Origin of the sequence: Shouchella tritolerans (genome assembly GCF_025770735.1) — a bacterium.
Classification (GTDB): domain Bacteria; phylum Bacillota; class Bacilli; order Bacillales; family Bacillaceae_D; genus Shouchella; species Shouchella tritolerans.
In genome coordinates, this window is record NZ_JAODPB010000001.1 from 1,129,988 (window position 1) to 1,155,942 (window position 25,955).

At 44.3% G+C, this 25,955-nt stretch carries 27 protein-coding genes; 19 read left to right on the forward strand and 8 right to left on the reverse strand.

The features are described from left to right. Window positions 1-8 precede the first annotated feature (8 nt). Entirely contained in the window at window positions 9-518 is a 510-nt protein-coding gene (locus N6H06_RS05365; RefSeq protein ID WP_062746248.1) for an RrF2 family transcriptional regulator, read from the reverse strand. 93 nt (window positions 519-611) lie between these two features. Here N6H06_RS05365 and N6H06_RS05370 point away from each other — a divergent pair, with 93 nt between their 5' ends. The 4 genes from N6H06_RS05370 to N6H06_RS05385 all read left to right on the forward strand — a co-directional run bounded on the left by N6H06_RS05370 (window position 612) and on the right by N6H06_RS05385 (window position 2,792). Beyond that, window positions 612-1,376 (forward strand): MBL fold metallo-hydrolase, encoded by a 765-nt coding sequence (locus N6H06_RS05370; RefSeq protein WP_062746250.1) that lies wholly within the window; start codon window positions 612-614, stop codon window positions 1,374-1,376. 87 nt (window positions 1,377-1,463) lie between these two features. Further along, window positions 1,464-2,099, forward strand: a complete 636-nt coding sequence (locus tag N6H06_RS05375) for a bifunctional 4-hydroxy-2-oxoglutarate aldolase/2-dehydro-3-deoxy-phosphogluconate aldolase (RefSeq protein WP_263705812.1) — start codon at window positions 1,464-1,466, stop codon at window positions 2,097-2,099. Window positions 2,100-2,368: 269 nt separating this feature from the next. After that, complete coding sequence (locus N6H06_RS05380; protein ID WP_062746253.1) at window positions 2,369-2,575, forward strand: helix-turn-helix transcriptional regulator; 207 nt, start codon at window positions 2,369-2,371, stop codon at window positions 2,573-2,575. A gap of 1 nt (window position 2,576) precedes the next feature. Beyond that, a complete protein-coding gene (locus N6H06_RS05385; protein WP_062746255.1) occupies window positions 2,577-2,792 on the forward strand; it encodes a hypothetical protein in 216 nt (71 codons plus the stop codon). A 315-nt stretch (window positions 2,793-3,107) separates the two neighbouring features. Here N6H06_RS05385 and N6H06_RS05390 read toward each other — a convergent pair whose 3' ends face one another. Genes N6H06_RS05390 through N6H06_RS05415 form a run of 6 tightly spaced genes read right to left on the reverse strand, consistent with a single transcriptional unit; the run spans window position 3,108 to window position 8,192 of the window. Then, window positions 3,108-4,304: a hypothetical protein gene (locus N6H06_RS05390; RefSeq protein ID WP_263705813.1), complete on the reverse strand. Its 1,197-nt coding sequence runs from the start codon at window positions 4,302-4,304 to the stop codon at window positions 3,108-3,110. A gap of 11 nt (window positions 4,305-4,315) precedes the next feature. Then, entirely contained in the window at window positions 4,316-5,134 is an 819-nt protein-coding gene (locus tag N6H06_RS05395; RefSeq protein WP_212954183.1) for a hypothetical protein, read from the reverse strand. Beyond that, complete coding sequence (locus tag N6H06_RS05400) at window positions 5,131-5,820, reverse strand: ABC transporter ATP-binding protein (RefSeq protein WP_263705814.1); 690 nt, start codon at window positions 5,818-5,820, stop codon at window positions 5,131-5,133. The genes N6H06_RS05395 and N6H06_RS05400 overlap by 4 nt, the downstream gene beginning before the upstream one ends. Then, the gene (locus tag N6H06_RS05405) at window positions 5,813-6,193 is read right to left on the reverse strand and encodes a GntR family transcriptional regulator (protein ID WP_062746263.1); all 381 of its coding nucleotides are present in this window, start codon (window positions 6,191-6,193) and stop codon (window positions 5,813-5,815) included. Before N6H06_RS05405 ends, N6H06_RS05400 begins: the two co-directional genes overlap by 8 nt. A 17-nt stretch (window positions 6,194-6,210) precedes the next feature. Beyond that, window positions 6,211-7,371, reverse strand: coding sequence for a hypothetical protein (locus tag N6H06_RS05410; protein ID WP_263705815.1), 1,161 nt, complete (start codon window positions 7,369-7,371; stop codon window positions 6,211-6,213). Continuing rightward, the gene (locus N6H06_RS05415) at window positions 7,371-8,192 is read right to left on the reverse strand and encodes a hypothetical protein (RefSeq protein WP_062746266.1); all 822 of its coding nucleotides are present in this window, start codon (window positions 8,190-8,192) and stop codon (window positions 7,371-7,373) included. Before N6H06_RS05415 ends, N6H06_RS05410 begins: the two co-directional genes overlap by 1 nt. 346 nt (window positions 8,193-8,538) lie before the next feature. On the opposite strand from N6H06_RS05415, the gene N6H06_RS05420 reads away from it, so the two are divergent. Further along, window positions 8,539-9,381, forward strand: coding sequence for an NYN domain-containing protein (locus N6H06_RS05420; protein ID WP_062746268.1), 843 nt, complete (start codon window positions 8,539-8,541; stop codon window positions 9,379-9,381). A gap of 238 nt (window positions 9,382-9,619) precedes the next feature. On the opposite strand, the gene N6H06_RS05425 is transcribed toward N6H06_RS05420, so the two are convergent. Beyond that, a complete protein-coding gene (locus tag N6H06_RS05425; RefSeq protein ID WP_062746270.1) occupies window positions 9,620-9,985 on the reverse strand; it encodes a helix-turn-helix domain-containing protein in 366 nt (121 codons plus the stop codon). Between the two features lie 152 nt (window positions 9,986-10,137). Between N6H06_RS05425 and N6H06_RS05430 the strand changes: the two genes are divergently transcribed. The 14 genes from N6H06_RS05430 (at window position 10,138) to N6H06_RS05495 (ending at window position 25,878) form a co-directional block, all read left to right on the forward strand. Continuing rightward, window positions 10,138-10,386, forward strand: a complete 249-nt coding sequence (locus N6H06_RS05430) for a helix-turn-helix transcriptional regulator (RefSeq protein ID WP_263705816.1) — start codon at window positions 10,138-10,140, stop codon at window positions 10,384-10,386. 198 nt (window positions 10,387-10,584) lie between these two features. After that, window positions 10,585-10,842, forward strand: coding sequence for a hypothetical protein (locus N6H06_RS05435; RefSeq protein WP_153020500.1), 258 nt, complete (start codon window positions 10,585-10,587; stop codon window positions 10,840-10,842). A 62-nt stretch (window positions 10,843-10,904) separates the two neighbouring features. Then, on the forward strand, window positions 10,905-12,473 hold the full coding sequence (nagZ, locus tag N6H06_RS05440; protein WP_263705817.1) for a beta-N-acetylhexosaminidase: 1,569 nt from the start codon (window positions 10,905-10,907) through the stop codon (window positions 12,471-12,473). 47 nt (window positions 12,474-12,520) lie between these two features. After that, window positions 12,521-13,864: an ABC transporter substrate-binding protein gene (locus N6H06_RS05445; protein WP_212954180.1), complete on the forward strand. Its 1,344-nt coding sequence runs from the start codon at window positions 12,521-12,523 to the stop codon at window positions 13,862-13,864. 56 nt (window positions 13,865-13,920) lie between these two features. After that, entirely contained in the window at window positions 13,921-14,826 is a 906-nt protein-coding gene (locus N6H06_RS05450; protein ID WP_062746276.1) for a carbohydrate ABC transporter permease, read from the forward strand. Window positions 14,827-14,912: 86 nt separating this feature from the next. After that, on the forward strand, window positions 14,913-15,716 hold the full coding sequence (locus tag N6H06_RS05455; RefSeq protein ID WP_213028931.1) for a carbohydrate ABC transporter permease: 804 nt from the start codon (window positions 14,913-14,915) through the stop codon (window positions 15,714-15,716). Between the two features lie 7 nt (window positions 15,717-15,723). Continuing rightward, on the forward strand, window positions 15,724-16,818 hold the full coding sequence (locus N6H06_RS05460; RefSeq protein ID WP_062746278.1) for an ABC transporter ATP-binding protein: 1,095 nt from the start codon (window positions 15,724-15,726) through the stop codon (window positions 16,816-16,818). A 4-nt stretch (window positions 16,819-16,822) separates the two neighbouring features. Then, window positions 16,823-17,515 carry a hypothetical protein gene (locus tag N6H06_RS05465; RefSeq protein ID WP_062746281.1) on the forward strand — a complete coding sequence of 231 codons (693 nt, stop codon included), beginning with the start codon at window positions 16,823-16,825 and terminating at the stop codon, window positions 17,513-17,515. A 415-nt stretch (window positions 17,516-17,930) separates the two neighbouring features. Further along, window positions 17,931-18,911, forward strand: coding sequence for a LacI family DNA-binding transcriptional regulator (locus tag N6H06_RS05470; RefSeq protein WP_404830333.1), 981 nt, complete (start codon window positions 17,931-17,933; stop codon window positions 18,909-18,911). Between the two features lie 142 nt (window positions 18,912-19,053). Next, on the forward strand, window positions 19,054-20,025 hold the full coding sequence (locus N6H06_RS05475) for an ABC transporter permease (RefSeq protein WP_062746283.1): 972 nt from the start codon (window positions 19,054-19,056) through the stop codon (window positions 20,023-20,025). Window positions 20,026-20,038: 13 nt separating this feature from the next. Further along, a complete protein-coding gene (locus N6H06_RS05480) occupies window positions 20,039-20,929 on the forward strand; it encodes a carbohydrate ABC transporter permease (RefSeq protein WP_263705819.1) in 891 nt (296 codons plus the stop codon). A gap of 19 nt (window positions 20,930-20,948) precedes the next feature. Then, a complete protein-coding gene (locus N6H06_RS05485; RefSeq protein WP_263705820.1) occupies window positions 20,949-22,553 on the forward strand; it encodes an ABC transporter substrate-binding protein in 1,605 nt (534 codons plus the stop codon). 83 nt (window positions 22,554-22,636) lie between these two features. Next, window positions 22,637-24,385 carry a GH32 C-terminal domain-containing protein gene (locus tag N6H06_RS05490; protein ID WP_212954176.1) on the forward strand — a complete coding sequence of 583 codons (1,749 nt, stop codon included), beginning with the start codon at window positions 22,637-22,639 and terminating at the stop codon, window positions 24,383-24,385. A 2-nt stretch (window positions 24,386-24,387) separates the two neighbouring features. Then, window positions 24,388-25,878, forward strand: coding sequence for a glycoside hydrolase family 32 protein (locus N6H06_RS05495; protein ID WP_263705821.1), 1,491 nt, complete (start codon window positions 24,388-24,390; stop codon window positions 25,876-25,878). Window positions 25,879-25,955 lie beyond the last annotated feature (77 nt).

Genomic DNA, 25,955 nt, shown 5'->3' on the forward strand with positions numbered 1-25,955 from the left:
TTGTCCGTCTAGTGATTTCTCTGTTCTTTTAATTGGGCAATATCAGGAGAACCGAGGGCGCGGTTCCAGTCAACGAGCTCGATCTTTTCTCGGTTTAACGTCTGATGAATCGCTTCTGCCAATGTGGTTTTGGCCAAGCTAGCCATGTATTGTTCTTGCGCTTCCAGAAAAATGGCTTCAAGCCGTTTTGAACCGGCTTCTGCTGCAGGAGTCTCAGGGAAAACATATTGGATCAAGCCTTCTGTCTGGAAGAATGGGCTTGTTCCTTCAATGGCTTCAAGAATATCAAGCATGGTGATCGCTTCAGGCGATTTGGCGAGGGCGAAGCCACCGCTATTGCCAGGCACGCTCGTAATGAGCTTGCTGATGACAAGTTTGCGCATAATTTTCTTTAAATAAGAAGGAGAAACGCGGAGACGGGCGGAAATGGTATCGCTTTTGACGTGTTGCTGCCCTGTTTGCGTTGCTAAAATGACAAGGATACAAACAGCTTGTTCAACCCCGCTTTTAATTTTCATTCGCTTGCACACCTTTCTACAAAAAGGTTGTTCGTTTTCCACTATACGGCTAGTTGGTGAGAAAATGCAATCCTGTTTTTAGAGGGGCAAGTTATGGTATTTTTAATAGAAAGAAAGGAAGGTGCATTCGTGTTTACTTTTATTGGTTGTGGCAGTGCGTTTCATACAAAACTAGGCAATAACGGCATCATGGCAAAAGAAAGTGGCCAGCTTTTTTTGATTGATTGCGGCAGCTCTACGTTTCATCGTTTGCAATCGTTTCATGTATTAGACGGGGTTAAGACGATACACGTCGCCATGACCCACACTCACCCTGACCATATAGGCTCCCTTGGCGATTTGATTTTTTACTCCTATTTTAAAATGGAACCAGCATTTCAAGCAAAAGTAACAGTGCTAGCACCTAAAGCATTGCTGCCGGCGATAAAGGCAGTGTTGAAAGGAAATGGAGTAGACGATACCCATGTCTTTTGGCAAGAAATAAAAGATGCCTATATGTACGAAGGCTGCGGCGGGATCGAGCTTGTACCTGTACAAGTGCAGCATGCTGAAAATCTGCTTTGCTTTGGCTACGAAATTAACACGAAAGGCAACCACATTTACTATAGCGGCGATGCCAATGCAATCAGCGCCGACGTGTTGCAAAAATTAAAAGCAGGACAATATGACGTCTTTTACCAAGACACATGCACGGCCGATTATCCAGGAAATGTCCACTTGTCCTTACGTAAGCTGATCGAACTTGTCCCTGAAGAGAACCGGTCTGTTGTGTGCTGCATGCATGTAGATGAGGAATTCGATTTAGCCTACGCAAAAAAACAAGGATTTCAAACGGCAACCGATTATTTGATTTCGTGATCGCGTTTTTGTTGATTGACAACGTTTGCAATAAGCTCCTATACTAATGAAGATCCAAGTACAAAGACAACTGTGGAGGGTTTCCCTATGAGTTTAGACAAGCTTTTGTCTTCTGGGGTAGTGGCTGTTATGAGAAAGCTGCCTGTTGAAGACATTGAAAACATTGCCAGTGCGCTCATTGAGGGTGGCATTAGCGGTTTAGAAATTACGCTCGATTCAGACGATGCTTTAGGTGTGATCGAGCGCTTAAGCAAGCTCGTTGGCGAACGTGCTGTCGTCGGTGCCGGTACAGTGTTAAGTTCAGAACAAGCTGAAGCGGCCATTGACGCTGGGGCTAAGTTTGTATTTGCCCCTATTCTCGACAAAGGTACGATTGAAGTGGCGAAACGGCGGGAGACGATTGTCATTCCTGGCGTGTTTACGCCTACGGAAGCCTACCAGGCAGTAAAATGGGGCGCTGATGTCGTGAAAGTGTTTCCTGCTGATTGCGTTGGTCCTTCTTTTATCAAATCAGTGAAAGGGCCACTGCCGATGGTGCGGATGATGCCGACAGGGGGCGTTGATTTAACCAACTTAGCCTCGTTTATAAAAGCTGGCGCAGTTGCAGTCGGTGCAGGAGGCTCTTTGCTCGACAAAAACATCATCGCTGCCCGCGATTGGCCGCGTTTGACGGAACTCGCTAAGCAATATGTCGATTGTGCGCAAACGGCAAGGGGCAACTAAAACAGCGATTGTCCCCATTAAGCAACGAAGCTTAATATTGAAAACAAGAGCAATGATTCATAGATAAAGGAATTTGTCCAAGACTGGCGGGAACCAATGATTAAGAGCGTCTAAAAAGATGCTCTTTTTTTGTTTTTTACTATTTCTCTCAATGCTTGCCTGTGTGGGGAAAAATTGTTCACAAATGTGTAAAGATATGTTTACATTTTTACGCAAACGGGCATATCATAATATGTAAAGATATATTTACTTTTTTGAGGTGATGGGTAATGGCAGTGGAAAACAAAATCCGAGCCATCCGAAAACAAAAAGGGATCACGCAGGTTCAAATGGCACAAGATTTACGTATCACCAGACAAACGATCAATGCGATTGAAAAACATAAATACAATCCAAGTTTAGAACTTGCCCTTAAGTTGATCCATTATTTCGATGTCCCGATTGATGAGCTTTTTACATTAAAGGAGGATGAATAACATGACACGGCAAAAAGGTTTGGCATGGTTGCTTATTTTCGTTTCTTCTTTAGTAGGCGGGTTTTTAGCAATTTACTTCCTGAATGACGGACATGAATATACGATGCTATTTGCCATCGCAGGCGGCGTTTTACTGGCGTTATCATTTACTTCATTAGTGTCCGTTCACGAAAAGACAAAAAAGTGCCAACATCCGATGAACGCTCTGAATTTCTAGCAGAACGTTTTTTAGCAATCGCATTCATAGCGGTCTTGTTTATCAGTGCCCTATTATTGATTGGGCTCATGATAATGGCTATACGTCCATTCAGGTGGGAACATTGTTAATTTATCTCATGCTCGTTTTCTTTGGATTAGGCATTGGTGTAGTTGTAGCCAAGAGGATCTAAGGAAACATTAGTAAAAGAGAGGATTTGTTATCAGTTTTTACAATCAAGGAACGTTTATCAAAAGGGGGAGAACGCGCCTTGTCAGGGAGAAAAAAGTAGACAGTTGAAAATTGAATTTCCCAACTGCCTAACGGTTTGTTGTGTTATAGCGGACCTTCGTAATAGACATCTAGCCAGTTAAATAAGACCGAGGTATCTCCCTTATTAACAAATTGCCCTTCGTACACGGTTTCGCTGGAGCTTAAGTGAATGGCTTTAATGAATGCAAGTGTGTCTTGGTGTTGTAAATCTACGGCAAACACATACAACACCCCGTCTTTACAGGCAACACCAGCTACTTCTCCATCGATCTCAATGGTGGTTGCTTCAGGAAGCGTTCCATCAAGTTCTTCTAAATTAATAAGTTGATACGATAAGTAGCTTCCATCGTACTGTAAAATCATTAGTTCGTTCCCTACTTGAAAACGTTCATAGCCAATCATGTCATCTATAGCCAAAGCTCGTTGATCTTCCTCGCTTTTATCATTGCTTTTAGATAAGACATCAAGTTCCTCGCTGTCATAGTTGTACGAATAAACTTGAACGATTTCCGTATTTCCTTCAGGCGATACGTGTTCAATTGCCCAAGTTAAATAGCCGTTCGGCGAATAAAAGCTAGAAGGGTATGAGTCTAAGTAAATATCGGCTTTGCTTATGGTGCTTACGTAATCTTCAGAGCTACTAAAATGGGCCAGTTCCTGGCGTTCTTCAATTTGTTTGCTTTGAGGATCAATTTTGTAAAGGGAAACCACTTCACTGCTGCCAACGGATTCGAGCAATGTCATATGCAAAAGCGAATCGCGAATCTGGATGTCAAGCAAGTCAACTTGCTTAGTCGGCGTGGTTTCTATCTGAAAGTCCAAAGATTGCCCTTCCGAACGATCGAGCCAGCTAATTTGCAATGACGATGGTTTTTCGATCGGATGAGACTGGTAGGGAACATCAATATGGACAATAAAGTCTTGATCTACATATAGAGAGTTCCATGTATCTTTTCCTCTAAAAAAGGAGCGGAACTGTTTTTGCAACTCATTGATCGCAGGATTTGGGGTAGCATCAAGGGATTCAAGAAAAGACGGCTTATTTGCCTTGCCATATAAAGGAACATTATGGGTGTTGTCCCCTTGCCCTTGTACGCCAAAACCATCAATGACGTCCTCTGAGCCAGATACCGTTTTAAGTTCAATGCCATCAGCGATTTCCTTTATATCTTGCTGCTTAAGTGTGTAACTAATAGCCAACCAACTAAAGACGACAATACTAAACACAATCAATGTCATGCTATACCAATATCGTTTCATCATAAAGCCTCCTACACCGTCACATATTTGGCAATTAGCCGTCTGGACAGCAGAAGATTAATGGCGATTAACAGAGTGACTAACGCAATCGCCACAAAGAAAAGCTCTGAATCATAAATTCGCCCTGACAGCATTCCGAGAGGGACGGTCGCCGCACATAGGACGACCCCACCATAAGAAAGCGCAAAGGCAATCCCGATTAAGCGAAAAGACCGCTCAATTAAAACCATTGTAAAAATCGTCGTTAATGCGAACAGGCCACAGCCGAACATCATAAACAGATCAATCAAGTAGTTTTCGGTGTCAAACACATGAATAAAAACAAAATCAAGTGTTGTATTCAAACTGTCTGTCTGTAAAATTTCGTTTGGCAGCCGTAGCGATAAAAACAAGTCCTGGAGTGGATACAGACACAATTGGAATGCATAAACGACGATCGCCATGAAAACGATGGCTGCTAGTTTAGCAAAATAAACGTGCATCCGGCTGTTTGGCAACATGAGTAGCCTGTGTATGAAAGGGTGGCTGCCGTACCACTCCCTATACCAAATCAACAACGCGTAACAAAAGAGGGCGCCAAATAGAAATAGCAACGGACCTACATAAAGGGAGCTGAATAAAAACGAGTTCATGGAAATAGGGCCGTTCTCCATTAAGAACTCAGCAGCGGTTCGCCCAGACGCCAAATGAGCGTTGTATTCCGTTAATGTACTTTGCGTGTAGATGAAAACGACAGCAAACTGCATGAGCGCAAACAAGCCAAGTGCTCCGAGAAACAAAGGCATGACGCGCCTCAGTTCAAAATCAACCAACTTTAAATAGCTTTTCATGACTGGTATACCTCACGCATCACATCTTCAATCGATTTGCCTTCAGCTAGGCGCATTTCTTCTGTATCGAACTGTTTGAGGACACGCCCTTCATCAAGAAAGACGACTTTGTCTATTAAATGTTCAATATCATTGATTTCATGAGTCGTGATGATGACGCCGCGATCTTCGAGAAAGCCGCTGGAAAACAAATCGGTGATTTGTTCGCGACTGAAAATGTCAATGCCTGAAAACGGTTCATCCATAAGCACGTAGTGTGTATCTAGCGATAGGCCGAGGAGGAGGTTCACTTTGGCTGTATTCCCCTTCGATAAATCAGCAATTTTCGCCGCACGATCAAGTTTAAAGAATTTAACGAGTTCATTGGCGCGCTCATCGTTCCAGCTTTTATAAAAGTCGCGCATAAAAACAATTGCTTTGTCAATCGTCATTGAGGGCGGCATCGGGATGACGTCAGGGATGAATGTCAACGTTTCATATCCCTTTGGCGATAGCTTGCTGCCGTCAATCTTGATTTCCCCGCTACTTATAGGCGTTAAGTTCGCAATCATTTTGAGGACAGTCGTCTTGCCGACGCCATTAATGCCGATAAGCGAAGTAATTTCCCCGCGTTTGGCCGTAAACGAGACGTTATGCAGCACTGCTTTGCGGCCATATTTTTTCGATACGTTTTTCACTTCAATCATGTTCCGTTTCCCCTTCCTTATAGCGAGCTTGGATCATGGCAATGACTTCGTCGAGCGGAACTTGAATAGTGCGGATTGCTTGCAAAAATGTATCAACTGACTCCTGGATTAATTCATCACGGACTGAGTCAAGTACGTCTTGGTCATACGTAATCCGGCTAGGTTTGTTCCGTTCAGTATGAATCAACAATTGATCCTCCATTTCTTTATAGGCACGTTGTGCTGTGTTTGGATTGATTTTTAATGTCGCGCCAAGTTCTCGGCGCGAGGGGATTTCCTGCCCAGCAACAAGCTTCCCAGTAGCAATTTGCTCTTTAAAGTAGCGGACAACTTGTGCGTAAACGGGCTCGCGGGTGTTAAAATGAATATTCATCAAGCGCTCCCTTCTTTTTATGCACGTTTTAGTTTATGGAAATAAAGATACCCATTTTCAGTTCCATATTCGGTTTTCCCATGATAGAGGATTTGTCCATCTTCTAGTTTAACTGTGTAAAAACTATAGCTGGAAACAATCGGATTTTCTTCTGGCATCGTTTCGTTTACAAGCAAGTGAAGAAAGCCGTTTTCCTCGGTGAAACCAACTAAATAGTGTTCTTCACTCTCTGTTAGTTCCTTTGGCAGCTCACCGATTGGCGTGAGCGTTTCTGGGGAATCAGCTTCAAAGCGGTAGACGACTTGGTTGTCCGTCTCCCCTAACAGTGTGACACTGCCGTCATCTGCTTCTGAAGCATTTACAATGTTTTGTCCGTTGCTTGTGTCGATTTCTGACAAGCGGTTCGCTTTGAAATCGTAAAAAGCGAGCGATCCATTGATATTCAAAATGACTGCTGGCTGCTGTTTAAGGCCAATCAATACGTAGGCACTGTCGCTGGCAACCGAATCGGTGGCCAAATCGGCAAGAGCGGCTTCTTGCACAATCGCTTGTTTCTCCAAATCAATTACATAAAACAATAAGCGATCGCCATTTGGCGTTGAAGTCATTGTTTCCATAATGACGGAAACGGTACTGCCTTCCACATAAGCATAAGAAATATAACCTGTTTCTTCGCCATGATAGTCGTCAAGAGAAACAGTTGCCTGTATGGAATTGCCTGTGTTGTTCTCAAGGACTGTAATCAACATTTCCTGTTGATCTTGTTTGAGGCTAATAGCAGTAACCTGGTTATTTTCGTCATTCACGTCCGTGTAGGTATGAAGATGATTAAGTGGGCGAAATAAAGACCTATGTTCAAATGCCATTCGGTCATAGTAAGGGTCATACCTTGCGTCATAGCGTTCAAGCCATGACAATGGTTCACCAAAGGCGACAGTGTGCCCGTCTGTTTCAAATAAAAGCGAATTGCTTGCATAATCCTGCCATTTCTCCAATGTGCCACTTAGCTGCACTCTTTCTAAATACGACTCATCGCCGGAAATGGTTTCCCATTCAAATGGGATCGGTTCAATGTCTAAACGGTCAGAAATGGCCACATAAAAATAGGTGATTGTTACTGACAAAAACGCAATAAATACGAACAACACCATGTAGCGTTTACTGCTAACATGTTTCATTAGGCACTCACCTTCTTCCGGATTAAGTAAATGCTTAGCCAGGAAGACAACACGATTGTCGTCAGCCCCGTGGCTACGGCAATCAATAGTGCTTCCGACGGGAATACATAACTGTAGAAGTCACTTATAAAAAAGAAACTGTTCAACCAAAAGACAAAAGCCAGATAAAGCGCTCCTAACAATGCTCCTTTGACACGGAAACTACGTTCAAGGAGAATGGCCGAAAACAAAGCCGTTAAAAAGGCAAAACCTAGGCCATAAGCAAGCACGAATACAAACGGGTCGAGGGGAATGAGCAAGCTAAATAACCTGTTCGTTTGCATGATTTGAGCCATTGATAACGGAGCGAGAAAAAGTTCGCTCGGCACGACCGCTTCAATGATTTTGTTGCCTATTGCGGCTAGTACAATTTGCAGCGCCACTAAACCAAGAACGAGCAAGAACAGTAAAAGCAGCTTAGCTGCAAATAACTGGGCACGGTTGATTGGCAACATCAGCAGCCGGGTAATGACATTGTTTTTACTGAACCAATCGCGGTACCAAATAAGCAACGAATAAGCGAGCATGATCGCAATGGCGATCATAATCGAACCAATAATAGGAAGACCACCGTACAAGGACTCCCAGCGAATCGAGTAGGACTCGGCAATTTGCTCAAGTGATACGTTTGTGATTAAAGCTTCGTTTGCGAAGTTGGCAGCCTTCGTTGAGGCCAAGATGTAAATGGCAATAAGCTGGATCGCGGAGACAAGGCCGAATAGGCAAAAATACACCTTGGACACACGCTTCCATTCAAAATGCAGCAATGATAGAAATCGCATAAGTCACCTCTTTTTGTGTGTATGTATTAAATGATTCATACATTAGCATCTATGTGTACTATATGCTTGATACAGATAAACTGTCAAGCTTTTTTTTCAACGTATGAAACACGCTGTTTTCACATACATTGGAATAGTATTGTTTTGTTTTGACTGCCAGCTATGAAGACAATCGATTTGCCCAAGTGAAACAAGCCAGAATTTCATAGGCTTTTTCTGGATTTTATCGTACACTAGAGCTACAGACCATTCGTCGCAGCAGAACAAAACATAAGTCCTCATGGAATGAATAGGAGGGAGGCTGTCTTGGGAGGACAGCGAGAAATCGCGCAAGGCAGCTAGCGGAATGAGCAAAGTACACACAGATGAAAGAGAAGATATGTTTAAAACAAAAGACCATAACAATGTAGCGATTTTTATTGATTATGACAATGTGTATTGGACGCTAATGAACCGGTACAACCATAACCCTAACCACGAAGAGCCAGAAAAGAACTTATTCAACTGTTTATGGGATCGGTACGGGCAAAACCAAGTCCGCACGTTTCGCGCTTATGCCGATTTCCAGCGAATCCGTTCAAGCTTGACTGATCTCCAAAAGCAGCGCGTCCAAATCCGCCACGTCTATTCAAACGATAAGGAAGGCGATTCCCGCAAAAATTCGTCGGACATTGAACTTTGTATAGACGCAATTGAAAGCACTTATAAAGATGAGAACATTTCCTGTTATGTGTTTGTCACTGCGGATAGTGACATGGTTCCGATTATGAGCAGGCTGATGTATAAAGGGAAACGTGTCGAACTTTATTATCTATCGGAGGCAGCGCCGAAACATACCGATATTACAAATTACTCCCATTATAGTGAAGACTTGCGTGACTTTTTGCAACTAGAAATCAAAGAATACCATTTAGAATCATATAAACTGGATGCCCTTCGTTTTGTTGAGGAGTGGGAACAACGCTTTGGCTCGGAAAATGAATTGTATTTAGGGGCGCCGTGGTTGAGAAACCAATTCTCGGTCAAGTTTGGCATTCCTGCCAATTCAGCGAGTGAGTTGATTGATTTATTGAAAGTAGAAAAGCTGCTTGGCACTGAAAACAAAGAATTGAAGAATGGGGATATTAAACCAAGTCTAGCGTTAACAGAACAAGGGCGCAGTTGGCTTGCACCCTTGTCGAAAGCGTAGGTATGTTTTAGGTGGAGATTTGTCGAATCTTAAGGGTTGACTTGTAGATAAGTCTCAAATATTATAGGGATAGACAACAGATTCGTTATAATTCGCTAAAACATTAATGCGTTAGACAAATTCGTTATGAGAGGCAAGGACATACCTTGTCTCTTTTTGTATGTTTTTGACCACTCCTTTTTGATAGGGATTCGTGTTGTTATATGCTTTGTTCCCCAAATTGTAAAATTGTAAACCTCTAAATGAACTTATTTTCATTTGGGCTGGCATATCGTCTGTTTTTTCGAATCTTTCTAAATAACTTCAACTGCTCCTTTAAAAATTCCTGCTCTTCAACATCCAAATCTTTAAAATAATAGTGCTCCGTTTGTTCATTGACACGATAGAGGGAAACACTTTTTTCCTCCGTCTCTCCGGCAATATAAGCAATGGAAACGTGATAGATTTCAGCAAGCTGTTTTAGCTTGCTAAGAGAAGGTTCGTTCCGACCTTGCTCATAGAAGCCGTATGCACTTTCGGTAATGCCGAGAAAGGAAGCAACATCTTGTTGGGTCAACTGGTGGGCTTTTCGCAACTCGCGCAATCGTTTATTCAGCTCAACCATAAGCATACCCTTCCTGCATGTTCGCAATAATTTACTCGACCGTTAACAATGAGCATGGAGTAGCGGATGGTCATTTTCACTCTTTTTTATTGTGTTGTTCTATTGACTGACAATTATTTGTTGGGTAAACTGAAACTACAATATGTTGGGGAGTGATCACATTGTGCAAAAGGGATCAATTAATTTCCTTACGAAAAAGCAGAAACTGGTCTCAACAAAAAGTAGTTAGTCTATTGAAGAGAAGATACGACATCATCATCACGGAAAGTTACTATGGAATGATTGAACAAGGGTCTAGGCTTCCAAGTTTGTATGTCGCCCTTGCCATTTCCGATTTGTTTAAGGCTGAGCCGTCTTCCCTGTTTGGTGCCCCTAAGCGCAAACGTGAAATCCATTCTTAGGGACAATGGGTTCGATAAAAGGATGCGATAATCCTCTAGATAAGCTGAAAATTATATAGGAGAGGCGGCCATGTTCCCAGTGAGGAGCATCGTTTGGGAGGCATAAAAGCATGTTTTCATTGATAGGATGATAGAAAGGGAACGAAAATCAGCAGTGGAAAAAGACGCTGTTAAACAAACTACAGGACGAAGCGCCGTTTGTTTTTGCCCATGGAGTGCTGGCATGGCTGGGAGCGACCATTCACTTGCAACATAAATGATTACCGCGATGTTAGAGAGCACATGCCCCATAGTCGCTGTATGCAGGCACAAACGGCTGCCTTAATTAGCGAGACTGGCTCCATTGCTTTTGGCAAAGATGCAAAGGGAAAACGATGGCGTGCAGGAGGAGGGGCTATTTGCTTGGCTGGACGTTCCCCTGTCTATGGAGCGGTGCTTGCAGCAGAAAACAGCTAGGCAAGGACGAGGAATCGGCTTTTACAATCCATTTTTAGTGGCTTTAAGGGAGAGGGAAAGGCATGGATGGAGAACAAAAAAGAAAGTTGGGGCAGTTGCTAGTCTTTGGTTTTCATGGAACGACAGCGACGCCGGAAATAAAGGCGCTGATCCGTGACCATTATGTCGGCAACATCCTTTTGTTTAGTCGTAACATTGAAACGCCTGAACAGTTGCTATCCTTAACGAGCGATTTACAAAAAGCAGCAAAGGAAGCTGGTCACGAGCGCCCGTTGGCGATTTGCGTCGACCAAGAAAACGGAACGGTACGCCGCTTAAGTACAGGCGTAACAGCGCTCCCAGGAGCGATGCTTCTAGGGGCAACGAACAAACGCCGCTATGCATCCGTTGTCGGACAGTTGACAGCGAAAGAGCTTCGCGCTGTGGGGGTTAACTGGAACTTAGCCCCAGTCGCTGATGTGAACAATAATCCGAACAACCCAGTGATCGGCGTCCGTTCATTTGGCGAGGACCCAGGCAAAGTCGGCGAATATGCGAAGGAAATGATGAATGGCTTGCAGTCAGAGGGCGTCATCGCTACACTGAAGCATTTTCCAGGCCACGGCGATACGGTCGTTGACTCACACCATGCAGTGCCGACCATTCCCCATGACTTAAAACGCCTTCAAGAAGTGGAACTTACGCCTTTTAAAGCGTGTATAGAAGCAGGTGCAGAAGCGATCATGAGCGCTCACATCCATTTCCCAGCGTTGGAGACGGAGTTCATGCCTGCGACAATCTCTTATCAAGTGTTGACGGAACTTTTACGTCACGAACTAGGCTATTCAGGCGTATTGATGACAGACTGCTTAGAAATGGAGGCGATTGCCGGGACGATCGGCACCGCCCAGGGCGCTGTGGCCGCATTGCTCGCAGGTGCAGATATGCTTGTTGTCTCTCACAGCGAAAGCCGGCAACGCGCTACAATCGCTGCGTTGGAAGCCGCATTTGCTGAAGGGAGATTTGACCAAAAACAGCTGGACACGTCGTTTCAACGCATTGATGCTTTAAAAGCAAACTACTTGTCTTGGGATAGGCTACCTCGGCGAGAGGACTTGAAGAACGTCGGTTCAACATTTCGGCAAAGCGAGGCAAATGCCATTTATGCTGATGGGGTGACGGTAGTTGGTAGGAGAAAGCTATCCCCTCATCAACCTTTGCTGCTGTTTTATGGGAACGTTCAGCATAGAACACCTGCAGAAGAAAGGCAGGATGAAGAGCATCCACTTGTAGAGGTGCTCTATAAAAAGGCAGCAATGGCAAAAGCAATCGCATTTGACGATGAAAGCCAAAATTGGGAGCGCTGTTTAGCCGAGGCAGATCTTTATGAGCAAATCGTTGTCGCCACATCGAATATTGCCCAAGCGCCCTACCAGCAACGATTCATTCACGCATTAATGGCGAAAGGGCACAAGCCGGTTATTATGGCGACGCAAAACCCTTATGACTATCGCTTTGTTCCCAAATCGTTAACGTTTGTGGCCAGCTATGAGCCTACAGAGCCGGCGATTGCTGCAGCTTTAGCATACTTATTTGGCCAAGGCGAGGCAAATGGCCGTTTTCCTGTATCGGTAAGCGAGGGCGGGAGGTGATGGTTCGTCCTATATAAATATCATTTCGGGTTTAAGGGGGAAAGCATATGAAAAAATCGCTGCTCTACACAGCGGCAACAAGTGTTTTACTTGTTCCGCTAGCCGCTTGCAACAGCGCAGGAACAGGAAATGAAGGGAACGCAGGCAATTCAACGGACACAGTCACAGTCTGGACATACCCAGTACATGAAGAGTATGAAAGCGAATTGAAAGAGTCAATAGCCGAATTTGAAGATGCCAATCCTGATATAAAGATCGAGTATGAGATCCTTTCCTGGGCGGAAGGAGAGCAGAAGTTTGATATTGCTTTAAATACAGGGAGTCCACCTGACTTGTATTTCGGCAAAGCACTTGGAAAATACAAAGAAACACAGCTTTTAGTGGAGCTGGACGATAAACTTAATATTGATTTAGCCGACTATGACGACGTTGCTCTCGACCATATGCGGATTGAAGGTTCTTTGTACGGCCTTCCTCTCTATCAGTACCTTCATGTATGGGGCGGGAATAAAGCGCTGTTAGAGGACTACGGAATCGATTATGAGAAGATTCAGAATGAAGGATGGACATGGGATGAATTTTATGAGCTTGCTAACATCGGCGAGCAAACGAACGACAATGGCGACCGCCAATATGGATTTGTATTCCAAGGCGTGGATGAGGAACTTCTTGACCATCTCGCCCGCAACAATGGCCTTCCTTACAGGATGACGGAGCACGGAATTGCTTGGACAGATGAGCGGATTTTAGAAGCAATGGAGTTTATTGTCAAGCTTCGTGAGGAAGGCATCATGCCAAATGAAACAGCAGCAATTGACGCGGCGAAACGGAATGAAATGTTTTACAATTACCAAGCGCTTTTTTATGGCAGAGCCATTCCTTATTTTGAACCAAGTGCAGAAAAGCGCAACGAAGATATACGAAACGGCGACATTGACGGCGAGGAAATCGAAGTTGTCTTGTTGCCTACACCGCATAATGAAGGACAGGAAGAAGTAGCCCGAGGCGGGGCAGAAGGCTATTTGTTGTTTACGCAAAAAGGGGCAACGGAAGAGCATATTGGAAACAGTGTGAAAGTGCTAGAACATTTAGCTGGAGCTGATGCCATTGGCAAAGCCTCTTCAGCGCTCGCTTTGCCGATCGTCCATAAACAAGCAGCCGCTGATTACGATTTGCCTCTTTCTGAAGTGAATGAACGGGCCGCCCAACGTCTAGCAGGCAAAGTCTTGCCACCTAACAACATCAACAGCGAGCTAGCGGCCAAAGACGATATGTTTAATACGCAAGTCGTTGTACCGACATTCCAAGCATTAATAAATGGTGAAACAACGCCTGAACAAGCGCTGGAAAAATTTAAAGCAGAGGCCGAATCAGCCCCATTCAAACCTTAAAGCATCAGGCTAAAAAGAGGGGGACTCCCCCTCTTTTAAGGAAAGGAGAAAAATGCATGGCTACGACGATTCAGTCGCCTTCTAAGTGGCGTTTGTTTTTTCGTGATTACGGCTGGTGCTATTTGTTTATTACTGTGCCGATTCTTGTATTTTTGCTGTTTACGCTCATTCCTGTTATTTATGCATTTATTATGAGTTTTCAACAATACCATGTAATGGGTTCTACCTTTATCGGGTTGGACAATTATAAAACGATGATCAATGACGACGTATTTTGGAGGTCGATGCGTAATACATTTATTTTTACAGTTACGACTGTGCCTGTTAGCGTCGCGATCACATTAGTGCTAGCCGTTTTGATTTTCCCACGCGGCAAAAAAATGCAAACCTTTTTTAAGGCGTCTCTTTACTTGCCGACAGTCGCTTCAGGCGTGACAATGGCGCTCGTATGGTTTTGGATTTATGACCCGACGAATATGGGCCTCGTAAATATGATACTCGGCCTCTTTGGGATTGATCCGCAGATGTGGCTTGGCAGTTCCAACACTGCTTTATTTTCCCTCATTTTAATGAGCTGGCTGACTGGGCATGGGGCCGGTGTGATTTTATATTTGGCTGCCCTCGGGGGTATCCCTAAATCGCTGTATGAGGCAGCCGACATTGACCATGCCAGTCCCTTATCCCAGTTTTTCAATATTACATTGCCTTTGCTCAAACCGACAACGCTTTATTTGCTCGTAATGGGCATCATTACCTCGTTCCAAGTGTTCATGAGCATTTATTTAATGACACAAGGCGGTCCGAACTTTGCGACAACAACGATTGCTTATTTAATTTATGTACATGCATTTGAATATTACCAATTTGGCCTTGCAGCTGCAGAGTCGTTCGCTTTAGGGATCGTGATTATTGTTGCCTCTGTATTTCAATTCAAGTTAATGGCAAGCGACGTAGAATTTTGACTGGAGGTGGTTGCATGAACCAACCAGCGGCAAGCACAAAGGTGCCTCTTAACCGCCCGCCTGAACGAAAGGCAATAGCCGCAAAAATGGTCAGTTACGCACTTTTGTTGTGTTGGATTGTTATTACGCTGATCCCGCTTTACTGGATGCTGGTCATGTCGTTTAAGGATACAGCAGTGGCGTCTTCCTTTACTCCTGAGTGGTTCCCAAAGAATCCATCGATTGCTACATACGTGCGTTTTTTCACGGAAACCGATGCCGTCCGTTGGCTGTTGAATAGCCTGTTTGTGTCATCTGTATTGACGCTAACCAATGTGTTGTTTTGCTCTTTGGCAGGCTATGCGTTTGCGAAGTTGCGATTCCCAGGGCGGAACACGATCTTTTGGCTTCTCCTTGGAACGATGATGATCCCGGCGCAAGTGACATTGATTCCTGTTTATATTATTGTTGTCAACACGTTGCAGCTAGGCAATACATATACCGCAATCATGCTACCGATGTTTGCTACAGTTGGGAACATCTTTTTGATGAAACAATACATGTCGACTTTGCCGTCATCGCTCATTCAAGCGGCACGGATTGATGGTTGCAGCGAGTGGCGTATTTTTTACAAAATCATTTTGCCGATTTCAAAACCAGGTTTAGCTGTGTTGGCTATTTTTACATTTGTGGCGACATGGAATGAATTTTTTTGGCCTTTTCTTGTCACACAAACGAGTTCGATGCGGACGATTCAAATTGGTTTGGCTAGTTTTAAATTTGCCGATGCCACTGATTTCGGGGCAATGATGGCTGGTTCTGTGGTTGCAGCGCTGCCGATGTTTCTATTGTTTTTCTCGCTGCAAAAGTATTTTTTGCAAGGTATTACCATTGGTGCCGTGAAAGGATAGGTGAAAAATGGCGACGATTGTATTTGATCGCATTACCAAAACATTTGTTGACGAAAAGCGCGGAGGCACCTTTACAGCCGTGAAAGACGCTACGTTTACGATCAACGAGAAAGAATTTCTTGTTTTTGTCGGCCCCTCAGGCTGTGGCAAGACGACATCGCTGCGGATGATTGCTGGTCTTGAAAAGCAAACAGAGGGCAACATCTATATAGACGGCCAACTTGTTAACCACGTCCATCCAAAAGACCGCGACATTGCAATGGTGTTCCAAGATTATGCGCTTTATCCTCATATGACGATTAAAGAAAATTTAAGTTTTGGCTTAAAGAATATGAAAATCGACAAAAGCATCATTGACGAAAAGGTCCGTTATGCATCAAACATTTTAGGGCTGGATGACTTGCTTGAACGGAAGCCTAAAGAGTTATCTGGAGGGCAACGACAACGTGTCGCTCTTGGCCGTGCCATTGTCCGTGACCCAAAAGTATTTTTATTTGATGAACCCCTTTCCAACCTTGACGCGAAACTGCGTGTGCAAATGCGGATTGAATTGGCTGAGCTTCATCAACGCCTTGGGGCGACAATTGTCTATGTCACCCATGACCAAGTAGAGGCGATGACATTAGGTGAACGGATTGTGGTTATGAATAAAGGCGAGATCCAACAAATTGCTTCGCCACAAGAACTGTATGCCAAACCAGCGAATATGTTTGTTGGCGGCTTTATTGGTTCGCCGGCGATGAATTTTTTGGAGGCAAAAATTGTCTCGGATCAGCATCTTCAAGTTGGAAACAGCAAATGGCCTTTGGCCCCAGCATTGAAACAAAAAATTGCTAGCTACATTGGCAAAGACGTCGTATGTGGCATTCGTCCAGAACATATCCGTCTTATAGCTGAAGGCGATGGCCACGCTACTGTAACGGTGCGCGTATGTGAGCATTTGGGCTCGGAAAACTTAATTTATTTTTCTTTAAACGGCACAAATACGATTGCAAAAGTATCAGGGGAATCATTTGTCCAGGCTGGAGAAGAAGTGTCTGTTTCTCTACAAATGGATAAAATCCATTTGTTCGATAAAACAAGCCAACTACGAATAGGGTGAGTCTATGTTTTCAGTGACAGCACTTTTGCGGATAACGGCAAAGGATTTATACCAATACGTTGTTTCGGTCGTTGCTATTAGCTTGTTCGTTTCGATGATCATGTTGCCAGGCATCTTGTTTTTGCCTTGGCAGTTGGCGATTGCTTTTGCCTTGTTTGCCGGTGGGCCAGTTTGGTTTGGCGCGAGCAAAGCAGTTGAGACCATGCTGCAGGAGGAAAAGGCATCAACGATTTTAACGTTTTTAAAAGCAACGAAAACCCATTGTTTCCAAGGAATCGCCTTTGCTTGCTTTTTCGGCATATTTGTTTTGATTGTCGTTTCTTCTTGGTGGTTGTGGGCCGTCGAAGGCACATGGTTTGCCTTTGCAATTGCCTGTTTTCAAACGTATTTTGCTGGCATGGTTGCTTTAAGCCAGCTTTATACGGTGCCGCTCGCAATAAAATACGGGCTAAAATTGCCAAAAGCGATGCTCGTGAGCATCAAATTGTTGTTAGCAAACCCCCTTTATACGATTGGCGCTTTTCTTCAACTGATTTTGTTTACTGCGCTGCTGTCTGTGACCATTGTTGGCAATGCGCTCTTACTTCCGGGTGTGGCGGCAGTGTTCGTAAGCAGAATGACGAGCGGTGCTATTAGTCGATCTGATTTAGTAGACAACGGGGATGTTGTTCAGCAACAACCTAGTTCACACTGCTAGCATATGTGTAACATGCAGCATCTCCAATTAAGCTGCAATAAAGTTTTCGGCACGGCACCGGTACTAATTGCCCTATGTCAATGAATCGAAAAGCAAAGAGTGGCAGACCATGTGTTGGTTGTTTGATACGTCGGTAAGAAAACGCTTTAAAAAATGGTATAAACCAGCCCTTTTTTGTTTAAGATGCTAAAAAGGGGTGCTTGCAGATGAAGGATCGCCATATGCAAGACGGACGGTTTGTTTTAGGGCTTATTTGGGGTACGTTGATTAGCTTGCCGATTTGGATTATCCTCTTATTCATTGGTTACTGGCTTTTTTTCTAGCTTGCCTATTGCCATATGGCTTTAGGCTTTTTTATTGTGTGAAAGCGCTGGCTTCATTAATATAGAAGGCAGAAGAATAGGGGGTGTTTAAAATAAAGCCGAAAATTAGCGATGTGGCCAAAGCGGCAGGTGTTTCGCCCACCACTGTTTCGCGGGTAATGAACAAACGTGGCTACATAAGTGAAGAAACACGCCAAAAGGTTTATGACGCAATGAAAAAGTTAAACTATATTCCGAATGATTTAGCACGCTCGCTTTACAATAAACGCTCCAATTTAATTGGCTTGATTGTTCCAACAACCGCTAACCCGTTTTACGGGGAACTAACAGCGCGGATTGAACATTTTTGCGCGCTTGCTGGATTAAAAGTGCTTCTTTGCAATAGTTTACATAACGCAGAAAAAGAAGCACATTACTGGGAAATGCTGCGGCGCAATCAAGTGGATGGCGTGATCGTCTGTACATACAACCGTGGATTAATCGACGTGTCTGAGCAAATGCCTACAGTTGCATTTGACCACTATTTATCAAGTGGGATCCCAGTTATTAGTTCCGATAATTATGCAGGGGGAGAACTTGCTGCCGCCACGCTGATCGAAGCCGGTTGTAAATGCATCGTTCATATTAATGGGCCTGCTGAACTAGAGACGCCTGCCAATCTTCGGCGCAGCGGTTATGAAGCAGTCATGCAACGCTATGGTTTGCCAGCTATGACCTATGAGATTCGTAGCATTTTGTCACAAGCGGAAGCAGAAGCTGCGATTTGTGCTTTGTTTGATCACCAACCAAACATGGATGGTGTCTTTGCAAGCGACGATAGCATCGCTCTAAAGGTGATCCAAGAAGCGCGGCGCCGTAACAAGCGTGTTCCTGAAGATGTGAAAGTGATCGGATATGACGGCACGGAGTTCGTCCGTCAGCATGTGCCGGAACTAACAACAATCAAGCAGCCGATGGCCACGATGGCAGAGACAGCTGTGCAAATTCTCATTCAGCAAATAGAACAACCAGATAAGGCGCTAGAAAAAGAATATGTGCATAGCATTGAATTAGTAAGAGGGCATAGTGTATGAATAAAGCATAGGCAAAAAACATCATTGCCGAACAATCGGAGATGTTTTTTGCCTGATTTTATGTCAACCGGTTGACATATGAAACCGGTTGACATAAAATCATTTTGAAAGCGCTTTTCATAATAGGGGAGGTGGGAAACAGATGTCTGTCGTACAGCCATCGCGCATAAAGGACAATCGTGCCAGATTGGGGCACATTCAACCACAAAAACAGAAAAAGTTCGTCCGTGTGCTTCGTAGTTGGCAATTATATGTGTTGTTGGCGCCAACGATCATTTACTTTCTTATATTTAAGTATTACCCCATGTATGGGTTGCAAATTGCGTTTAAAAATTACTTGCCAAGTTTAGGAGTATGGGGCAGTGAATGGGTGGGGTTTGACCACTTTCTACGCTTCTTTCAGTCTTATCAATTTTGGACTATTTTGGAAAACACACTTGTTTTAAGCATTTATGAACTTGCAGTTGGGTTTCCGCTGCCAATCCTATTGGCATTAATGCTAAACATGCTTATCAGCCACAAATATAAACGATTTCTCCAAACAGTCGTGTATGCACCCCATTTCATCTCTGTCGTTGTCTTAGTAGGAATCTTATTTGTTTTTTTATCGCCATCAAGTGGATTAATCAATCATTTGATTGGATTGTTTGGCGGCGAACCAATCAATTTTATGGCGAGTCCAGAGTGGTTCAAAACGTTATATGTGTTCTCTGGCGTTTGGCAAGGAACGGGCTTTGCAGCGATTATTTATTTGGCTGCATTGAGCGGGGTCGATCCATCTTTGCATGAAGCGGCGGTGATGGACGGCGCCAGTAAGTTTAAACGAATGCTACATATTGATATCCCAGCGATTATGCCGATTTCCGTTATCATGTTAATTTTAGCGCTAGGAAACTTGATGAACATCGGGTTTGAAAAGGCGCTATTGATGCAAACACCGCTAAATAAAGAATCATCTAATATTATTGCAACGTATGTGTACGAGGTCGGCATCCAGCAAGCGCAATATAGTTTTGGCACAGCAGTAGGGTTATTTAATGCCATCATTAACTTGATTTTGCTTGTCACAGTCAACCAAATCGCACGAAAAATGTCCGACAGTAGTTTGTGGTAGGGGGAAAGATCGAATGGATAAATGGAAACGGACAAGAGGAGATAAGGCGTTTGATATAGTCAATATCACGTTGCTGACAATTGGCTGCCTGCTTGTGTTATATCCACTTTACTTTATTGTGATTGCCTCGATAAGCGATCCAAACCGTGTCTTTGCCGGAGATGTACTCCTATTGCCAAAGGATATTACGTTTGATGGCTTTAAGCGTATTTTTCAAGATGACAATATTGTAAATGGTTTTAAAAATACACTTCTATACGCAACACTTGGTACTGCGATAAGCGTGTCGCTGACGGTCACCTCTGGATACGCTCTTTCCCGTAAAGATTTGCCAGGACGCCATATCATTATGATGTTTTTGGTGGTTACGTTGTTTTTCCATGGAGGAATGATTCCAACGTATCTTGTCGTTCGCGAATTAGGAATGGTGAATACGATTTGGGCAATGGTAATTCCGAATGCAGTTGGGTTATGGAATGTCATTATTTGCCGTACTTTTTTTCAGACATCGATTCCGAAAGACATGCTAGAGGCAGCACAAATTGATGGCTGTAATGATTTTCGTTTCTTTGCAAAAATTGTTTTGCCGTTGTCAAAGCCTATTATTGCCGTCATGGTGCTTTTTCACGTCGTCACTCATTGGAACTCTTTTTTTGATGCGTTGATTTACTTGAATAATGATTCGCTTTATCCGTTGCAATTAATTTTACGAAATTTGCTCATCCAAAGTGAGGCATCGACGCAAATGATTGGCGACATTGAATCGAACCAAGTGCAGCTTGCTGTGGCAGAACAAATTAAATACGGAGTCATTATCGTTTCGTCTTTACCGTTGCTTGTTTTGTACCCATTTTTGCAAAAATATTTTGTAAAAGGCGTTATGATTGGATCGATTAAAGGTTAACAAAAGGGGGAAAACGCGTATGAAAAAATGGACCACATGTTTGCTTGTTTCTGCCATTGCTTTGTCTGCCTGCAATAACGAATCAAGCAACAAGGAAAATCACAATGCCGAGAAAGTAGAATTTAATGAAACCGGGCTGCCTCTTGTCGACGAAGGAGTTGATGTGTCTTTACAGTTTGTCTCGCCAAAGTCCGCATTGGCGCCAAATTTTGGTGAAATGACGATCTTTCAAGAGCTCGAAAAGATGACCAATGTCCACATTGACTGGAACAATATTCCAGGGGATGGCTACGCTGAGAGGAAGAATTTAATGCTTGCCAGCAATGATTTGCCTGATGCTTTTTACAATGCTGGTTTTAGTGATTATGACCTTGTCCGCTATGGGCGTGATGGCGCCATTATCCCTCTTGAAGGCTTAATTGAAGAATACGCGCCGAACTTACAAAAGATTTTAGATGAACGCCCTGAACTGTTGGCTGTTTTAACAGCTCCAGATGGACATATTTATTCATTGCCGCGAGTAGAAGAGATGGGGCTTGTTCCCTATGCAAATTTTACAGCGATTAACCAGGCTTGGCTTGATGAAGTAGGGCTTGAAAAACCGGAAACGTTGGATGAACTTCGCGAAGCATTAAGGGCTTTCCGCGAGCATGATGTGAATGGAAGCGGCAAAGCTGATGAAGGATTGAGCTTTACGCCAAATGACGGATTCCAAGGCTATTTAGGCGACTTTTTTGCGGCCTTTGGGCTGCCTGATAACCCGAACAAAATAGTTGTAAAGGACGGGGAAGTCATTTTTACAGCCGTTCAAAATGAGTATAAAGAAGCGATCGCGTATTTCCATGAATGGTTTGCAGAAGGGTTGATCGACCAAGAAGTGTTTACCCACGACACAGGACAGTTTTTGGCCAAAGGTAAACAAGATCCTAACCCTTTAGGTGCCTTTATTTTTTGGGAAATTGAGTCTGTTGTCGGCTTAGAACGAGCTGAGGATTATGTCTTGCTTGGTCCCCTTGAGGGGCCGAATGGCGAGCGGATGTATGGGCGTTCCAACCATCATGAGCATCATCGCGGTGCCTTTGTCATTACATCGGCGAATGAAAATCCAGAGTTGACAATGAGATGGGTCGACCAACTATATGACCCACACTTGTCCGCCCAGATTAACTGGGGGCCAATTGGTGAGATTTATGAGGAAGATGAAAATGGCATGCTTGTGAATAAAGAACTGCCAGAAGGGATCACTATGGGCGAGTTTCGTGAAAAAGTGGCGCCGATGGGCCCGTCTGTTGTATTAGAAGAACATTTTGGCACTGTAGTAGATATGGAGCCACGGGCTAAACAGCGACTTCAAGATATTGAAACGTATTATGCTGATTTTATTTGGGAAGAGAGCTACCCAAATGTCTTTATGAACGAAGAAGAGCTAGACCGGTTGCATTTCCTAGAGGCGGATTTAATGGATGTCGTTGAGCGAAATTATGCCCGTTGGCTTATGGAAGGCGGTATCGAAGAGGAATGGGAAGCCTACGTAAACCAGCTGTATGAAATGGGCTTAGAAGAATGGCTGCAAATCCGCCAAGATGCGTATGACCGCTATTATGAACAAATGGAGAGCCAATAAGATTGTTTACAAAAACGCTTTTTTTGCTGGCGTTTCTGTTGATAGGCACTAGTTGTACGATGCTTGAAACAGGAGGGGAAAGAATGGCGGCATTAAGAGAAGACGCTTCTTATTACACAGAACGGTATAGGCCACAGTACCACTTCTCTACCCCCGTGGGCAATTTAGCTGATCCAAATGGGCTCGTATTTTATAAAGGGGAATACCATTTATTCCATCAAAAAAATGGCACGTGGGCCCATGCTGTTAGCAAGGATTTGCTTCATTGGGAGCACTTGCCCGTTGCGTTGGAACATGATCATTTAGGTCAAGCGTTATCCGGTAGTGTGGTTGTTGATGAGAAGGACACAAGCGGTTTGTTTGGCGGGAAGCCGGGATTAGTTGCTATTTATACAAACACAGAGGGTGGCGAAGCCCAATCGATTGCTTATAGCAAAGATGATGGACGGACGTGGGAACGGTATGTTGGCAATCCTGTTATCCCAAACACTGGCATGAAAGATTTCCGCGATCCGAAAGTGTTTTGGCATGAGGAAACGGCAAAGTGGGTCATGGTAGTCTCAACGAATCAGACCGTCAGCTTTTACCATTCTGACAACTTGATTGATTGGGCATTTGCAAGTCAGTTTGGTGACGAGGAAGGATTGCATGCTGCAGTGTGGGAATGCCCAGATTTGTTCCGCCTACCAGTTGACGGCGATGAGGACAATCAAAAGTGGGTTCTCCACGTAAGTGTGGGCGATAATGATGAAACCAATGGCTCTACTGCGCAATATTTTGTCGGTGAATTTGACGGGACTACCTTTACAAACGACAATGATGCCGCTGATGTGCTGATTACTGACAGAGGCCAGGACTTTTATGCGGCGCAAACATTTGCGAATTTGGATGGCCGCACGGTTTGGCTCGGCTGGATGGCGAACTGGCGTTATCCGTACCAATCGCCAACCGATCCATGGATGGGAGCGATGTCGATTCCACGAGAGTTAGGGTTGTATACAAATTCCAACGGGCAAGTGCGACTACGGCAAAAGCCGATATCCGAACTTGATACAATTAATGCCAAACAACAGGATTTTGCTCCTTTTGACGTTGCCAATGAGGCTACTCCCCTTGATTTTAAAGGGACGACTTACCGTTTTACAGCCGAAGTTTCGTGGGAAGATTTGCGAGAATTTGGCTTGCGGCTCAGGCATGGTGATGGTGTTGAGTCACTTCTTGGCTTTGATGGGGAATATCAGAAAGTGTTTTTAGATCGTACCAATGCAGGGCTGGAAACGATAATCGATCGCAATGGCCAACCATTTCCATTCGGACAGCGCTATGAGGCAGATTATGATGCAAAACGGGGTTTCATGAAGCTGGATGTGCTTGTCGATGAATCATCGATTGAATGGTTTATCAATGACGGCGAGCTTACGTTTACATCCCTTATTTATACGGATCCAACGAACGCAGGGATTGAATGGTATGCCGACGGTGGCTCCATCCATGTCCAGCATGCACAAGCAATCCATTTGCATAATGTGTGGCGTGCCCGTGTGCCCGAGGGACAGTTGGAACGGATTGTGACCAATGAAGAAATAGTTCGGTTGGCGATTGGGGAAACAAAAGAGCTTATTGCCGATTTGAAACCAGATTACAACGTGGGCGAAGAAATGATCGAGTGGGGAAGCAGTGATGAGGACATCGTCACCGTGATCGATGAAACAGAACAAGGAGTGATGATCCAAGCAATTGGCCAAGGGAATGCCGAAGTAGTTGCCAGAGAGCCAAAAAACGGTCTCGAAAAAAGAATACGGGTTTATTCAACAGGAGAAGGAGAGCAATAGGGATGAATCAAGTACACGGAAATAAAAGCCACAGAGAACGAGTGATACAAGCAACAAAAACCGTTCAAGCAAACCAAAATGAACGTGCTGCCTACCGGCTTGGCTATCATTTAATGGCGCCTTCGGGGTGGATGAATGACCCAAATGGGCTCATTTATTTCAACGGGCAATACCATGCCTTTTACCAACACTACCCCTATGGGGAAACATGGGGGTCGATGCATTGGGGCCATGGGATAAGCGATGATCTCGTTCATTGGCGCCATTTGCCGGTTGCTTTAGCTCCTGGTGAGGCATATGACCGCGATGGCTGTTTTTCAGGGAGTGCGGTAGACGACCAGGGTACGCTAACACTCGTATATACAGGCCACAATGTCATTGATCCTCAAAAAGACGTCATTGTGCAAAACCAAAACATTGCACGTAGCAGTGACGGCATCCGCTTTTATAAAGCAAACGCCAATCCGGTGATTCAACATCAACCAGCAGGCATGGGGCAGGATTTCCGCGATCCAAAAGTGTGGCGTGAAAACGGAGTTTGGTACATGGTTGTTGGAGCAACTAAAAATGGCCAGGGGCAAGTGTTGCTATACGAATCGGCGAATCTTGAAGAATGGACATACCGAGGTGTGCTTGCCCAAAATGACGGTGGCAATGAAGGCTATATGTGGGAATGCCCAGACTTTTTCAAGCTCGGCAATAAATATGTGCTGCTTGCATCACCACAAGGCGTTGAGCCAGAAGGAGACCGGTATTTAAATCATCATCAAACGGTTTATATGGTTGGCGATTATGTGAATGGCCAATTTATACGGAGCAGTTTTACAGAGCTTGATTACGGGCATGATTTTTATGCCGTGCAAACGTTATTGGACGGCAATGGAAGACGGATTGCCATCGGTTGGATGGATATGTGGGAATCGCCAAAGCCAAGCCAAAAGCATGGTTGGGCAGGGGCGATGACTTTGCCAAGGGAATTGGTGCTTACCGATGAAGGAAAAATAGCAATGAAACCAATTGAAGAGCTGACGTTATTGCGACAACAATCATCCCCAATTGGCCCGCTTCACGTCAAGCAAGTGCACCCCATCATTTCATCAGGCAACTTAGTAGAGCTTGAAGCCCGGTTCGCCCTTGTCGATTCAGATGCTTCTGCTTTTGGAATTAGATTTTGCTGTGCTACAGATGGGAGCGAGGAAACGGTGCTCCGGTTTGACTTGTCGAAGCACACGGTTACGTTGGACCGCTCTCGCTCAGGAGAAGGGCCAGGTGGAGCGCGGACGGTTTCAATCAAGTCTGCGGCCACAATCGATGTTCGCTTGTTTATCGATCGATCTTCCGTTGAGGTGTTCATTAATGATGGAGAAACGGTGATGACAAGCCGAATTTACCCGCAAGAAACAAGCACTGGCATAAACGTATTTGCAGAAGGAGGAACCATCGTTATGCCAACATGCACTGTTCACCAGCTTAAGTCTATTTGGAGTGAATAAAACAGGAGCAGCCTCCAGTTAGGATGGCTGCTCCGACTATAGCTACCTCGAATCATTGATTATTTGTTGTTTTCCTC